General features: G+C 69.9%; 12 protein-coding genes. 2 read left to right on the top strand and 10 right to left on the bottom strand.

Annotated elements, in window-relative coordinates; translation table 11 throughout:
- The first annotated feature begins 1 nt into the window (after window position 1).
- Window positions 2-457, top strand: coding sequence for a cupin domain-containing protein (locus tag ASD47_RS08925; RefSeq protein WP_056754649.1), 456 nt, complete (start codon window positions 2-4; stop codon window positions 455-457).
- 84 nt (window positions 458-541) lie between these two features.
- Here ASD47_RS08925 and ASD47_RS08920 read toward each other — a convergent pair whose 3' ends face one another.
- From ASD47_RS08920 to ASD47_RS08875, 10 genes are all read right to left on the bottom strand, one after another.
- Window positions 542-1819, bottom strand: a complete 1278-nt coding sequence (locus tag ASD47_RS08920) for a leucine-rich repeat-containing protein kinase family protein (RefSeq protein WP_056754646.1) — start codon at window positions 1817-1819, stop codon at window positions 542-544.
- Between the two features lie 132 nt (window positions 1820-1951).
- Window positions 1952-2797, bottom strand: coding sequence for a 2,3,4,5-tetrahydropyridine-2,6-dicarboxylate N-succinyltransferase (gene dapD / locus ASD47_RS08915; protein WP_056754643.1), 846 nt, complete (start codon window positions 2795-2797; stop codon window positions 1952-1954).
- A complete protein-coding gene (locus tag ASD47_RS08910; protein WP_369800275.1) occupies window positions 2794-3474 on the bottom strand; it encodes a pyrimidine 5'-nucleotidase in 681 nt (226 codons plus the stop codon). The genes dapD and ASD47_RS08910 overlap by 4 nt, the downstream gene beginning before the upstream one ends.
- The gene (argB, locus tag ASD47_RS08905; RefSeq protein ID WP_056754641.1) at window positions 3471-4385 is read right to left on the bottom strand and encodes an acetylglutamate kinase; all 915 of its coding nucleotides are present in this window, start codon (window positions 4383-4385) and stop codon (window positions 3471-3473) included. The genes ASD47_RS08910 and argB overlap by 4 nt, the downstream gene beginning before the upstream one ends.
- 124 nt (window positions 4386-4509) lie before the next feature.
- A complete protein-coding gene (locus tag ASD47_RS08900) occupies window positions 4510-4785 on the bottom strand; it encodes a SemiSWEET family sugar transporter (protein WP_056754638.1) in 276 nt (91 codons plus the stop codon).
- A 2-nt stretch (window positions 4786-4787) separates the two neighbouring features.
- A complete protein-coding gene (locus ASD47_RS08895; protein WP_056754704.1) occupies window positions 4788-5252 on the bottom strand; it encodes a response regulator in 465 nt (154 codons plus the stop codon).
- Between the two features lie 17 nt (window positions 5253-5269).
- Window positions 5270-6391 carry a histidine kinase dimerization/phosphoacceptor domain -containing protein gene (locus ASD47_RS08890; RefSeq protein WP_056754636.1) on the bottom strand — a complete coding sequence of 374 codons (1122 nt, stop codon included), beginning with the start codon at window positions 6389-6391 and terminating at the stop codon, window positions 5270-5272.
- Window positions 6392-6538: 147 nt separating this feature from the next.
- A complete protein-coding gene (locus tag ASD47_RS08885; RefSeq protein ID WP_056754633.1) occupies window positions 6539-7591 on the bottom strand; it encodes a sulfate ABC transporter substrate-binding protein in 1053 nt (350 codons plus the stop codon).
- Window positions 7592-7722: 131 nt separating this feature from the next.
- Window positions 7723-9192: a porin gene (locus ASD47_RS08880; protein WP_056754631.1), complete on the bottom strand. Its 1470-nt coding sequence runs from the start codon at window positions 9190-9192 to the stop codon at window positions 7723-7725.
- 250 nt (window positions 9193-9442) lie between these two features.
- The gene (locus ASD47_RS08875; protein ID WP_056754628.1) at window positions 9443-12736 is read right to left on the bottom strand and encodes an autotransporter domain-containing protein; all 3294 of its coding nucleotides are present in this window, start codon (window positions 12734-12736) and stop codon (window positions 9443-9445) included.
- 175 nt (window positions 12737-12911) lie between these two features.
- On the opposite strand from ASD47_RS08875, the gene ASD47_RS08870 reads away from it, so the two are divergent.
- Entirely contained in the window at window positions 12912-14342 is a 1431-nt protein-coding gene (locus ASD47_RS08870; RefSeq protein ID WP_056754622.1) for a cell wall metabolism sensor histidine kinase WalK, read from the top strand.
- The last annotated feature ends 172 nt before the right edge of the window (window positions 14343-14514 follow it).

Below are 14514 nucleotides of genomic sequence, written 5' to 3'. Positions count from 1 at the left end.
CATGCCCAAGATCGACATCCCCGCCGCGCCCACACGGGTCGGAACCGACTATCCGCCGCCTCACGACGCCAAGTGCCAGGGACGGCGGCGCTGGGCCCTGGGCGACCTCGCGGGGCTGGACCAGTTCGGCGTCAACCTGATGCGCCTGCCGCCCGGCCAATGGAGCAGCCAGCGCCACTGGCACTCGGCCGAGGACGAGTTCGTCTGGGTGGTCGGGGGCGAGGTGGTGCTGGTCGATGACGCCGGCGAGACCGTCTTGCGGGCCGGCGACTGCGCGGGCTTCAAGGCCGGCGTCGCGAACGGGCACCACCTGGAGAACCGCTCCGACCGCGAGGCGGTGTTGCTGGAGATGGGCTCGCGCCGACCGGGCCAGGACACCTGCACCTACAGCGACATCGACATGGTCGCGCGGGCGGGGGAGGATTTCTACCGGCGGAAGGACGGAACGCCGTACTAGAGCGGGGACGCGCCCTCGCGGCGTGTCCCCACGTCCAGGCGCGGCGCTCTTCATCGGGGGACACGCCGCAAGGGCGTGTCCCCGTCAGCCGAGGACGTTGGCGGCGTGCGCCAGGCTCGGCCGGGACGGCGCGTCGGCGCCGAGGCAGTCGGCCAGCAGGCCCTGGACGGCGGCGGGCGGCGCTCCGTCGACCCGCGCCAGCAACTCGGCCAGCAGCCGGCCGAAGGCCAGGACGTCCAGGCGGTCCAGCCGGTCGCCGGGACCGTTCGGCAGGAACGAGGCCCCGCCCAGGTCGCTGAGCACGGCCTGTCCGATTGCGCCGTCCCACAGGATGTTGTGGGCGTAAAGGTCGCCGTGCGACAGGCCCTTGGCATGCAGGTGGGCCGCGCCGGTCGCCACGTCGCGGGCGATGCGCAGGGCGACGTCGAGGTCCAGGCGCAGGGCCGGGTCGTAGACGTCGCGCGAGCAGCTCTCCAGGCTGGGCGGTCCGGCCAGCACCCGCCAGTCCGGCGGCAGCAGGGCCATCAGCAGGCCCTGGGCGCCGTCGGGATGGTCGACCAGCTGGCCCAGGGCGCCGGTCAGGTTCGGATGCTCGCCGGCGGCCAGGCAGGCGGCCATCTCGCGCTCGGGCAGGCCGTCGCTGGTCATCGCCCCCTTGAAAAGCTTCAGGGCGACGGGATGGGTTTGGGCGCCGTCGGTCCACTCGGCCGCCTGGACCAGGCCCGAGGCGCCCTCGCCCAGCGGACGGCCCGGCCGCAGGGCCGACCAGGCGACGGTCCGCCCGGACGGCGGCGCGCCATGGTCGAACGGATTGCCGGCCCAGGCCAGCCACGCCAGGTTCGGGGCCTCCGCCAGCCAGCCGGGCAGGGCCTCGAAGCGGTTGGCCGCCAGGCGCAGCAGTTCCAGCCGCGAATGGCCGGCCAGGCTGTCCGGCAGGGCCTCCAGCCGATTGCCCGACAGCATCAGCTTCTGAAGCAAGGGCCGCTCGCCCAGCGCGGCCGGCAGGGTTTCGATGGCGTTGTCGGTCAGGGTCAGCCAGCGCAGGGCGGGCGGCAGGGATTCGGCCGGGATCTCGCGCAGGCCGCAACCGCGAAAGCCGACCTGGCTCAGCGCCGGGCAGTCGCCCAGGGCTGGCGGCAGCCGCTCGAACCGGTTGCCCGAGCAGAACAGCACCCGCAGCTTGGTCAGCCGGTCCAGGTCGTCGGGCAGGCTGGTCAGGGCGCCGCCGCTGAGGTCCAGCACCTCCAGCGTCTCGGCCAGGGCGAAGATCTCGGACGGGAACGCGGTCAGCCGCTCGCGGAGCCGCAGTTCGCGAGCGCCGGCCAGGTCGCCGTTGCGCAGGGCGGTCAGGGTGGCGGTCATGGCGTTTTCCTCGGCGCGGCGATCCCCCTCCGGCCCTCCGGGCCACCTCCCCCAAAGGGGGAGGAGCTTGTCCGCGCCAGATGCTCCCCCTCTGGGGAGCTGTCGCGGAGCGACTGAGGGGGTACCTCGCGCCTAGTCCCGCAGCAGGTCGTTGATCGAGGTCTTGGATCGCGTCTTGGCGTCGACGGTCTTGACGATCACCGCGCAGGACAGGCTGGGGCCGCCGTTCTTGTCGGGCAGGCTGCCGGGCACCACGACGCTGTAGGGCGGCACCTTGCCGATGTGGATCTGGCCGGTGGCGCGGTCGACGATCTTGGTCGAGGCCGAGATGAACACCCCCATCGACAGGACGCTGCCCTCGCCGACCACCACGCCCTCGACCACTTCCGAGCGGGCGCCGATGAAGCAGTCGTCCTCGATGATGGTCGGGTTGGCCTGCAGGGGCTCCAGCACGCCGCCGATGCCGACGCCGCCCGACAGGTGGACGCGCTTGCCGATCTGGGCGCACGAGCCGACCGTCACCCAGGTGTCGACCATGGTGGAGTCGTCCACATAGGCGCCGATGTTCACGAACGACGGCATCAGGATGACGTTCTTGCCGACATAGGCGCCGCGGCGGACGATCGAGCCGGGCACGGCGCGGAAGCCGGCGGCCTCGAACTGCGGGGCGTCCCAGCCGTCGAACTTGTTGGGGACCTTGTCCCACCACGGACCCACCGCCCCGCCCAGGGTCCCGGCGTGCATGACCTTGTTGGGGTTCAGGCGGAACGACAGCAGCACCGCCTTCTTCAGCCACTGGTGGGTGGTCCACTCGCCGTCGATCTTTTCCGACACCCGCACCTTGCCGGCGTCGATCATCAGCAGGGTCTCCTCGACCGCCGTGCGCACCGGGCCGGTGGTGGCGGTGGAGACGCCGTCGCGGGCCTCCCAGGCAGCTTCGACTTCGGTCTGAAGATCGGCGAGGGTCAGGGCGGTCATCGTGAGGCTTCCTTCAGGCGCGCCGAGGTCAGGAACCTGGCGAGGTCGTGCGTGCGGTGATGGACGAAATCGGCGGTCGAGGCGGCCGCGTGGGCGCCGACCAGGACGGTGGTCATGCCCAGCAGCGCGGCGGGGGCGAGGTTCTTCTCGCTGTCCTCGAAGAAGGCGGTGGCCGGCGGGGCCAGGGCGTGGCGGGCGACCACCTTCTCGAACGTGGCCATGGCCGGCTTGGGCAGGTAGTCGGCCGTCTCGATGGCGAAGACGTCCTCCATCAGGTGCGCCAGGCCCAGGTGGTTCAGCACCCGGTCGGCGTGGCCCAGCGAGCCGTTGGTGAACACCAGCCGGCGTCCCGGCAGGGCCTCGATCGCCGCCCGCAGCGCCGGGTCGGGCGTCAGGCAGTCCATCGAGACGTCGTGCACCTCGTCGAGGAATTCCTTCGGCTCGATACCGTGATGGGCCATCAGCCCGGCCAGGGTGGTGCCGTGCTCGGTGTAGTAGCGCTTCTGGATGGCCCGGGCCTTTTCGCGAGGCAGGCCGGTGGCCCGCTCCATGAAGTCGGTCATCTTGCCCTCGATCAGGGCCATGAACTCGCATTCGGCCGGATAGAGGGTGTTGTCGAGATCGAACAGCCAAGTCTCAACGTGCCGGAGATCTGGGGTCAGGTCGAGCCCGCTCATTTCGAGATCAGCGTGCCCGCGCCGTGCTCGCTGAACAGTTCGACGAGCATGGCGTGGGGGCGGCGACCGTCCAGGATGACCACGGCCTCGACGCCGGACTCCACCGCGTGGATGGCGTTCTCCAGCTTGGGGATCATGCCGCCGCTGGCCACGCCGCTCTCGATCAGGCCGCGGGCCTCGGCGACGGTCATCTGGCGGATCAGCTGGCCCTCGCCGTCCAGCACCCCGGCGATGTCGGTCAGCATCAGCATCCGCTTGGCCTTCAAGGCGCCCGCGAGCGCGCCGGCCACGGTGTCGGCGTTGATGTTGAAGGTCTGGCCTTGTTCGGACACGCCGATCGGGGCGATCACCGGGATGTAGTCGGTCTCCGAGGTCAGCAGGGCCTGGATGATGTGCGGGTCGATCTTGGTCGGCTCGCCCACGAAGCCCAGGTCGACCGCCTGCTCGATGTTGCTGCCCGGATCCTTGCGGGTGCGGGTGACCTTCTCGGCGGTGATCATCCGGGCGTCCTTGCCCGACAGGCCCACGCCGCGCACGTCGGCTTCAGCGCCCGCGAGCGTGATCCAGTTGGCGATTTCCTTGTTGATGGCCCCCGACAGCACCATCTCGGCCACTTCCATCGTCGCCTCGTCGGTGACGCGCAGCCCGTCGACGAAGGTCGACTTGACGCCGGCCTTGTCGAGCATGCGGCTGATCTGCGGACCGCCGCCGTGCACCACGACCGGATGGACGCCCAGCAGCTTGAGCAGCACGGCGTCGGCCGCGAACAGCTTGGCCACCTGCTCCTGGCCCATGGCGTGGCCGCCGTATTTGATCACCACCGTCTCGCGGTCGTAGATCTGGATGTAGGGCAGGGCTTCGGCCAGGGTCTTGGCGGTGGCCCAGCCCGCTTCCTCGGCGACGTCGGTCAAGGCGGCGGTCCTGTAAGGCGAAAGGCGCGCCTCGATAGCGGACGTGGGGACCCCTGTCACGTCTTCAACCTCGATTGTCATCCGCGATCTCCGCGCCGCCGGCCCGGGATGACAGGCAGGGGGCTCAGTCACCCTCGCGGCTGAATCGCCACTTCAGCGCCAGAACCGCGCCGGACATCAGCAGGCAGGCGGTGTTCGAGGCGATCACCGGCCAGGCCTTGATCAGCACGCCATAGGCGATCCAGCAGGAAAAGCCGGTGACGGTGACGACATAGGTGCGCAGCGACACCGAGGAGGCGTCCTTCTCGCGCCAGATCTTGACGATCTGCGGGGCGAAACTGGTGATCGACAGCAGGGCGGCCGCCGTGCCGACAACGGAAGCCACAAGCGGAACGCCCATGCCTAGACGGCTTGGGGCAGGGCCGAGAGGCCCCAACGCTCGGCATAGGCCGGCGACAGCTCCAGCCCGATCGGCGGCGGGCCGGGCGCTTGGCCCTCGCGCAGGCAGACGGTCAGATAGGACAGGGCGGTCTTCACGCCGTGTTCGGAATAGGGCTTGCCGATCACCCCGCAGGCGCCGGCGAAGTCGTCGGGCAGGCGCTTGACATTGGCGGTCATGAACAGGGCCACGCCGCCGCAGTCGTTATGGATGGTGCGGGCGACCTCGACGCCCGTGGGGCCGTCGCGGAGGTGGACGTCGACCAGGGCAAGGTCCGGATGTAGGTCGCAGGCCAGGGCCACGGCCTCGTCCGAGCTCATGGCCAGGCCGACGGAATGGAACCCGACCTCCTCGACCAGGAACTCCAGCTCTGTGGCCAGCAGGACCTCGTCTTCCACGATCAGAACGTCGAGCGGGCGCTCGGTCATCACCACATCAACCTTCTTCAGTGATGAACGCCATTGACCGGCAAGTGCACCACGACGCGCGTCCCGGGGTCGGCGGGTGTGGTCTCGGTCCGCGCCTTAAGCTGCTGGCACAGCAGCTGGACGATGGTCAGACCGAATCCGCCCGACGATGCGGAACTCTCCTGTCCAACGCCGTCATCGGTGATTTCGATCCGGAAATCTCCATTCTGGCGTGCGATGCCGACGAAGATCTCGCCCTGGCGGCCGTTCATGGCCTCGGGCGGGAAGGCGTGGCGCAGGGCGTTGGAGAACAGTTCGCTGATCACCAGGGCCAGGGGGGCGGCCTTGGAGGCGGCGATGTCGACGCGCTCCAGGTCCAGGCGGACCTTGATGTCCTCGCGCCGCGCCGCGCCCATCATGTCGTTGACCAGGTCGCGCACGAAGGCCGAGACGTCGAAGCGCTCGACGTCGTCGCTCTGGAACAGGCGACGATGGACGGTGGCGATGGCGCTGACCCGCTCCAGCATGCCGCGCAGGCTGTTCTTGACCGCCGGGTCGGTGACGCGGCGGTTCTGCAGCAGCAGCAGGGACGAGATGAGCTGGAGGTTGTTCTTGACCCGGTGGTCCACCTCGTGGAGCAGGGCGGTCTTCTGTTGCAGAGCCTGGGTCAGGTCGGCGGTGCGGGCCTCGACGGCGGCCTCCAGCCGGCTGCGGGCGTCGCCCAGCTCGAACTCGACCTGCTTCTTGTCGCTGATGTTCAGCTGCGAGCCGAAGAAGTAGTCGATACCGCCGCTCGCGCCGCGCACGGGCGACAGGCTCAGGGCGTTCCAGAAGGTCGTGCCGTCCTTGCGGTAGTTGAGGATGTCGATCGTGAGGTCCTCGCCGTCGGCGACGGCGCGGCGCAGGCGCGTGACCATCGCCGGGTCGGTGCCGGGCCCCTGCAGGAAGCGGCAGTTGCGGCCGATGACCTCGTCGCGGCTATAGCCGGTCAAGTCCAGGAAGGCGTCGTTGGCGAAGATGATCGGATTGTCGGGCTGATGGGCGTCGGTGACGATCATCGCCATGCGAACGGCGCGGATCGCCGCCGCGAAAGGGTCGCCGACGCCATGCTCGGCGGCCAGGTCTTCCGCCGCGCGTTCCGACCGCAGGATATCCGTCATTCGTGAGAAGCCCGACCTTCTGACCCACCGCGTGAGTTCCCAGAACGCCAGCTGGCAAGTCGGGTTCCAGACGGTCGAGCAAAACCCGGAACGGCGGAAACGCCAAGCGTTTCCGCCGCCAAGGTCGGCAGGGGTGGGCGGCCGGACCTATTTCGGCTTGTAGATCCGGTCGAAGACGCCGCCGTCGGCGAAGTGGGTGGCCTGGGCCTTCTTCCAGCCGCCGAAGGTGTCGTCGATGGTCACCAGCGGGATGGACTTGAACCGCGAGGCGTACTTGGCAGCGGCCGCGGCGTTGCGCGGGCGGTAGTAGTTCTTGCCGATCAGGTCCTGGGCGATGGGGCTGTAGAGGAAGTTCAGATAGCCCTCGGCCGCCAGACGGGTCTTGTGGCGGTCGACGTTCTTGTCGACCAGGGCGACGGGGGGCTCGGCCAGGATCGACAGCGACGGATAGACGATGTCGAACTTGCCCGGCAGTTCCTCCTGCGCCAGGTAGGCCTCGTTCTCCCACGACAGCAGCACGTCGCCCAGGCCGCGCTGGGTGAAGCTGGTCGTCGCGCCGCGCGCCCCGGTGTCCAGCACCGGCACGTGCCGGAACAGCTCGCCGACGAAGGCCTCGGCCTTGGCGGGGCTGCCGCCCGGCTGCTTCAGCGCCCAGGCCCAGGCGGCCAGGTAGTTCCAGCGCGCCCCGCCCGAGGTCTTGGGGTTGGGCGTGATCACGTCGATGCCCGGCTTGATCAGGTCGCCCCAGTCCTTGATCTTCCAGGGATTGCCCTTGCGGACCAGGAACACGATCGTCGAGGTGTAGGGCGTGGAGTTCTGCGGCAGGCGCGACTGCCAGTTGGCCGGCAGCAGCTTGGCCTTGGCGGCGATCTCGTCGATGTCATAGGCCAGGGCCAGGGTGACGACGTCGGCTTGCAGGCCGTCGATCACCGAGCGGGCCTGCTTGCCCGAGCCGCCGTGGCTCTGGTTGATGGTCAGGGTCTGGCCGACCTTGTCCTTCCAGTACTTGGCGTAGGCGGCGTTGATGTCCTTGTAGAGCTCGCGGGTCGGGTCGTAGCTGACGTTCAGCAGGGTCAGCGGCTTGACGCCCTGGGCGTGGGCCGAGCCGGCCAGGGCGGCGGGAACGGCCAGGGCCGCGGCGCCGGCGGCGCCCGAGCCCAGGAGGCCGCGTCGCGTGGGGGTCTTGAGATCTTGGGTCATGGCGATGTCGCTCGCTAGAGAAGGTGGATCTTGAATACTCGCGACCAGCCTGGCCCTGGCTGGCGACGCCGCGCGGGCGTCGGTCCACGTCCCTCCCTCGCGAACGGAGAGGGACGTGGCTTCGCCCGATCTTAGAACGCGTACTGGCTGCGCAGGTTGACGGCCTTGTAGCTCTGGCCGATCTGGAGCCCGGCGGCGTCGCGACGGTCGACGTCGACGTCCAGATAGTCCAGCGAGAACTTGGTCACCGAGTTGGGGAACCAGTTCAGGCCGACGGTGGCGATCTCCTGCACGCCGCCGCGCACCCGGTCGGCCGCCACGGTCGCATATTCGTGGTGGTTCAGGTCCAGCACCGAATAGCGGGCCGCCAGTTCCCAGGCGCCCCACTTGCCGGCCTTGGGGTCGAACGGGTTGTCGATCGCCGGCGCGTCGAAGGCGAAGTTGGCGGCGTTGTACTTGCGCTGCTCGCCGGTCAGCACCCAGCCGCCCTCGAGGTACCAGCCCGAGAACTTCGGATCGGTGACATTGGCGGCGCGGTTGCGGCGGTCCAGCGCGATGTCGAAATACTCGCCCTGGATCAGGAAGTTCTTCTTCTGGGCGGCCAGTTCGAGGCCGTAGTGGCGAGCGCCCGACGAGTCGATGGCCCCGGTGCTGACCAGGCGGGTGCCGTCGGTGCGCAGCTCGGGACGGTCTTCCACGGTGATCGGGTAGGCGCCGGCCACGGCGGTCTGGGCGGGCTGGGCCACCCGGCTGGCGTTGACGCCGACATGGGTCAGCCAGTCATAGCCCTTGAACGGGATGAAGGCGACGCGGCCCACATAGCCCAGCTGCTCGTCGAAGGTGGCGCCGTCGCCGGCCTTGGCGCCGGTCACCGCGCCCGAGATCAGCCAGCGCTCGCCCACGGCCTGGGCCTGCAGCGAGATGCGGCGGTCGGCGCCGGCCAGGCCGCGGGTGGCTTCGGAACCCGAGGGACGCTCGGGGAACAGCGAACCGTTGGTCGAGGCCGCGTCCTCCAGGCCCAGGTTCGGAGCGAACGCCCCGACCTTCACCTTGAAGGGCGCATAGTTGTACTGCAGGTACAGCTCCTGCAGCTGGCCCGCGCCGTCGGTGCCCGCGCCGCCGAAGTCCAGCAGCACGCCGTAGTCGAAGTTCTTGAAGGCCTTGCCGTCGACGCCCAGGCGGGCGCGGCGGAAGTTCGTGCCGCTGTTGAGGTCGCGGCCGGTGGTCGTCGCCGGCAGGCCGCTGTCCTGGTTGTACCAGGTGGCGTCCAGCTGCATCACCGCGTGGATGTTGGCGCTGAAGGCGCCGTCGCCCGAGGCGATGGTCGGCTTGCCGCCGGCGATGCTGACAGTGGTCTGGGCCTGGGCGGTGCGCACGTCCTTGAGGCTGGCGGCGGTCGCGGCCTTCAGGTCGGCGATCTGGCCGGACAGGGCCTCCAGCTGGGCTTCCAGCGCCTCGATGCGGGCCTGCTGCTGCTCGGGGGTCTGGGTCGCCCCCGAGGCGCTTTGGGCGTGGGCCGCGCCGGTCATGGCGATCAGCGAGGCGCCGGCGATCAGCGCCGTGCGCAGGGCGGCCCCGGCGGTCGTGTGAATCTTGGTCATGGTTTTCCCCTCTCGACGCCTTGGCCGGCGTCGCCGTTAGCGAGACAAAAGACGATTATTCCTACGTGTTAAATAGAGATAAGAGCGGAAGGCTTTGAGTTTTCCTTCAGGTCCCTTTTCGGACCCTTGGGTCCGCACGCAGGCAGGCGGTTGGATTCAAAACGAAATAGGCCCGCGCCGAAGCGCGGGCCTATTGATCAGTGTGCGTACAATTGACCGAAAGTCGATGGGACCTGCGGTCGCGGGTCGATCAGAACATCGCCCGCCCGGTGAGCTTGAGGTTGTAGCGCTTCTGCTTCTTGGCCGCCTCGGCGTTGGCTTCCAGCGCCAGGTAGGACATGGGGGTTCCGGCCCGCAGGGCGAAGCCCAGGGTCACCGCGCCGTCCTTGTCGTCGGCCGCGGCCAAGGTGGTGACGGGGGCGCCGCTGTAGGCGAAGCTGTAGACCGTGTCGCCCAGCTTGCCCGCCAGGGTCTGGCGGTAGCCGACCCGCACTTCGGGACGCCACCACAGGTCTCGGCCGTAGTCCGCGCCGAAGACCACGCCGACGTCGCCGGTCAGGCTGTCGGACTTGCGCTTCTGGCGGTTCTGATCGAAGCCGTTTTCGGCGTTCGGGGTGGCTGTGGGGCCGCCGCCCTTCTCGTTTCGCGCGCCCTCGTCCAAGTAGAGATAGTTGAGATAGGCCTCGGGGCGAACGAAGTAGCGGCCGGCGAACTTGGCCTCATAGGCCGTGCCCGCGTAGGCGTTGAAGGTGTAGCCGTTCCACTTGGCGCTGTTCCTGCGCTGGACGTCGGCCGCGCCGTCGCCGTTCAGGTCGCCGGAATTGAACGTCCGGTCGCCGTCGTACCAGCCATAGCCGCCGCCGCCGCCGACGTTCATGCGCCAACCGCCGATCGATCGGCGCCAGTAGGCCCCCAACTGGACGAAGTTGCCGGTGGTCTGCTCGCCCACCTTGGCGGCGATGTCGTGCTCCTCGACGCTGACATAGGCCAGGGTCAGGCCCAGGGCGCCGCCGGCGTCGCCCATGGCCTCGTAGCCGCCGACGAAGCCGAAGGCCTGGGTGTCCGATCCCATGGTGTCGTCGGTGTCGCGCCGCACCAGGGTGTTGATCTCCTGGATCCACAGGCTGTCGGGCCCGTAGCGGTCGCCCGGATCGGGGCGGAAGGCGGTGGCGGTCGAGATCGCGTGGTTGACGTCCTGCAGGGCCGCGAAGAAGCCTTCGCCCTGGTCGGGCGTCATCTGGTCGTACAGACCCAGCAGGCCGTCCTTCGTCGACTGGCTGAGGAAGGCGTTGGCGATGGCCGTGTCCTTGCCCAGGGCCGCGAAGGTGGCGTCATAGGCCGAGGCCTGGGTCGCGTTCATGCCGATCTCGGCGGCCGTGCGGCGACGGACGTCCAGATAGACGTTGTTGGAGTCGGTGCGGCTGGAGGCGACGTACAGGTAGGGCGTGCCGCCCAGCAGGTCCTGGTTGATCGTCCCGGCGGTCAGCGAGCCGGCGGTGATCACCGTATAGCTGGTCGGGGCGCTCAGCAGGCTGGTCAGGCGCAGGCCGATCTGGGCGCCCGAGGCGATGTTGGCCGAGCCCGAGACCACCAGGTGGGTGTTGGCTCCCGCGCCGTTGTTGGCGCTGGGATCGGCGGTGAACACCATCTTGCTGTCGGCGCCCAGGGTCAGGCTGGTGGCGTTGATGGTCTCGGCGTTGGTCAGGCCCAGCGAGCCCTTGCCGACATTGATCGCCAGCTGGCCGTCCGAATCGCGCAGCGCGCCCAGCACCACCGCGCTTCCGCCGATGTTCAGGGTGTCCGCGCCGGCCCCAAACGACAGGTCGCCCACCACGTTCCCCGTCTGGACGTCGAAGGTGTCCGCGCCCGAACCGAAGCGGATCGCGCCGACGATCGTCGGGGTGACGGTGGTCGAGGTCGAGGTCGCCGTGGTGACTGTGTCGGTGCTGGGATAGGTGGTGGTGACGGTGGTCGAGACCGGCGCGGCCTGGGTCAGGGTCACGCCGCCGGTCGAGGCGCTGAGGTCCAGGGCGACCGCCGCGCCGGTGGCCTTGGCCGTCGTGGTGGTCGTGCCGTCCGCCTTGACGGTGGGGGCGGCGACCTGAGCGATGATGGCGCCGCTGTTGGTGATCGTCTTCAGCGTGCCGGACGTGTCGAGCACGGCGATGGCGTCGCCCGTCTCGCCGCTGCGGGTGGCCGTGATGTTGCCGCTGTTGGTGAGGTTGGCCAGGTTCGCGCCGGCGTTGACGACCAGGCCGCGGGCGTCGCCCGTCAGGCCCGAGCCGGCGTAGGACGAGCTGACCGCGCTGATCGCGCCACGGTTCCACAGCGACGGGACCGCCGCGCCGGCCGTCAGGTTGACCCCGGTGGCGTTGGCCTCGCGGGCGCTGGTCGAGACGCTGCTGTCGAAGCGCGCGCCGCCGACCAGGGTCGTGGTCTGGCCGGTCCGGCCGCCGATCTGCACGCCGGTGGCCGCCACCTTGTCATAGACGCCGTTGGCCGAGATGGCGCCCTTGGCCAGCAGGCCATAGGCGTTGTCGGCCGCGCCCACGGCGCCGATGGTGACGGCGCGGGTGTCCGAACCGATCAGCAGGGCGGGGGCGCCCCCAATGGCCGTGATCGATCCCGTGCCGGTCGTCGAGGACGAGATCGTGGTGGTGGTGGTCGTCGTGCCGTTGACGGCGGTGGAGCCCGTCGGTCCGTTCAGCAGCACGCCGCCGGTGACGTCGCCGGCGACCCGCACCGCCGGACCGCCTTGCAGCAGGTCGTCGGCGTCGAGCTTGACGACCGAGGTTTCGGCCGGCCGGGTGGTGTAGCGGTAGCCTGTCGCCGAGACCGCGCCCTGGATGGCGAAGGCGCCGGTCACGTTGTCGTCCAGGGCCACGCCGACCGCGTTCTGGCCCAGCACCGAAACCGATCCGCTCTGGGTGACCTTGCCGGTGACCGGGCCGGCGACATGGACGCCATAGGCGTTGTCGCCGGTGACGGTGATCGAGCCGGCGGTGGTCAGGTTGCCGACCAGGCCGCTCTCCAGCGAGACGCCGGCCGAATTGTTGCCCTCGATGGCGATCGAGCCGGTCGAACCTTGGACGATGTCGCCAGTGAACACGCCGGGGCCCACCAGGCGGACGCCGTAGCGGTTGGCGCCCTTGGCGAACACGCCGTCGACGTCGCCGTCGCCGTCGGTGTCGGTCGGGGTGTAGTCCTCGGTCAGGCCGATGGCGGCGTTGTTGGTCACTGAGCCCGTCGTGCCGCCCTGGATCAGGACGCCGGTGGAGTTGTCGACGCCCACCGTGGTCAGGCCGTTGCCGCCCAGGGTGACCTTGTTGTTGCTGTTCAAGGTGACCAGCGGGCCGGCCGTCGTCAGGGTGATGCCCCCGCCGGTGTCGACCTTCACGTCATCGGCGGCGCCCGCGGACGTCGCCGTCGCAGTGGCGATCGGCGTCGTGCGGGCCGTGTTGATGACCGTCTCAGCATAAGCGCCGAACGCCATGGCGAGGAGAGGAGCGGTTGCGACTGTCGCGACCAGGACCTTGCGCTGCATTCCGAACGACACCTTAGAGATAATCCCAGACCCCAGATTGCGGCACGTTGCGGCGAAATTGCGGTGCTTTCCGACAGCGTCGCGCGACGAGGCGTTTGACGGTCTATCGCAAGCGTTCCCAGGGCGCCATATCTGGTTCGCCGAATCCTCCCCTCGCTGAAATCGAGACTGCCGCATGCCGATGGCCTCGCCGTCTTCGTCTGCCCGTTCCGACGGGGCCATCCGCACGCCCCTGGCGGTCTGGGGCGCCGTCCTGGCCGGGCCCGCCGCCCTGCTGGCGCTGGCGGCGGCGGGCGGAGCCAACGCCACGGCGGCCATCCCCCTGGCCCTGGGCAGCGGCGTCGCCGGCTACGTCCTGACCCGCCGGACGCTGAACCGGCCGGCCGATCCCGCCGCGCCGACGCCCGTCCCGGCCGCCCAGGACCATCCGCCGCCCTTCGGCCTGATTCTCGAGACCTTGCCGGATCCTCTGATGGTGATCGCCGCCGAGGAGGCCGACGACCTGACCGGCCGGCGGTTCGTGTTCGCCAACGCCGCGGCGCGGGACCTGTTCAAGCTGCAGCCGCGCGGCGGGCTGCTGGTCTCGGCCCTGCGCAGCCCCCAGGTGCTGGAGGCGGTGGACGAAAGCCTGTTCGGCGGCGTGCGGCGCTCGGTCGACTATGTGGGCGGCGGGGCCCAGGGGCGCGAATGGGCGGCGCACTGCGCGCCGCTGGGCGTCGACGAGCGCGGGTCGCGCCTGGCGCTGCTGGTGCTCAGCGACGAGACCGACGCCCGCCGCAGCGAGCGGACCCGGGCCGACTTCCTGGCCAACGCCAGCCACGAGCTGCGCACGCCCCTGGCCTCGCTGTCGGGCTTCATCGAGACCCTGCGCGGCCACGCCAAGGACGATGTCGGCGCGCGCGACAAGTTCCTGGGCATCATGCAGGCCCAGGCCGAGCGGATGGCGCGGCTGATCGACGACCTGATGAGCCTGTCGCGGATCGAGCTCAACGAGCACATCGCCCCGCTGGGCCAGGTCGACCTGGCCATGGCCACGATCGACGTCCTGGACGCCCTGGCGCCCCAGGCCAAGGAGAAGGCCGTGGCCTTCGATCCGGTCCTGCCGCCGCGCGGCGCGGCGGTGGTCGAGGGCGACCGCGACCAGATCGTCCAGGTGATCCAGAACCTGGTCGACAACGCCATCAAGTACACGCCGCGCGACGGGGTGGTGCGGGTGGAGATCTTCTCGGGCCTGACCGCCGACATGGCCGCCGCCCCGCGCGACCCGGGGGCGGCGCGGATGTCGCTGCTGACCCCCGACCACGCGGTGGACGAGCGCTACGCCTCGCTGCGGGTCAGCGACCGGGGGCCGGGCCTGGCCCGCGAGCACCTGCCGCGCCTGACCGAGCGCTTCTACCGGGTCGAGGGCCAGAAGAGCGGCGAGCGCTCGGGCACGGGCCTGGGCCTGGCCATCGTCAAGCACATCATGAACCGCCACCGCGGCGGCATGACGGTCGAGAGCGTGCAGGGCGAGGGCGCGGCGTTCGGGGTCTATCTGCCGATGGCGCGGGGTGACGGCCGGGACCAATCGGCGGGCGCCACGTCTCCGTCGCCGCTTTCCACCTAGCCCGTCGTCCCCACCTAACCGTCATCCCGGGTCTCGTGCCCGGGATCCCCGGTTCAGCTGACGGTGAGACGCCATGGCGCGCTGGCGCGCCACACCCTCGCACCTGCGGCGGATGGAGGGGTCCCGGGCACGAGGCCCGGGATGACGGCGGGGGGCGGAAGCCCCGAACCCG

Source organism: Caulobacter sp. Root1472, from assembly GCF_001426985.1.
Classification (GTDB): Bacteria; Pseudomonadota; Alphaproteobacteria; order Caulobacterales; family Caulobacteraceae; genus Caulobacter; species Caulobacter rhizosphaerae.
This window is presented reverse-complemented; position numbering and strand designations above follow the sequence as displayed.